General features: G+C 36.5%; 1 protein-coding gene. It reads right to left on the bottom strand.

The features are described 5' to 3' along the window. Positions 1 to 244 (bottom strand): type 2 periplasmic-binding domain-containing protein (locus AC0IW9_RS31695; protein ID WP_471652251.1); only part of this gene is annotated, 244 nt, incomplete at both ends.

Raw genomic sequence — 244 nt, 5'->3', positions numbered from 1 at the left:
AGATATTCTACCCCAGCTTTAGTTTCGGTGATTACATTTTCCCCAACAATACCCAAATCGGCAATACCATCCTGAACATACTCCGGGATATCATCGTCTCGAAGAAAAAGGATTTCCAAAGGAAAATTTTGAACAGTTGATATCAGCGAGCTCTTATAGTTTTCGAAAGAAAGACCACAATTTTTTAATATTTCTACGGATTTTTCGTTTAACCTACCCGATTTCTGGATAGCAATTTTTAGTG

It is taken from the genome of Belnapia sp. AC561 (assembly GCF_979252845.1).
This window is presented reverse-complemented; position numbering and strand designations above follow the sequence as displayed.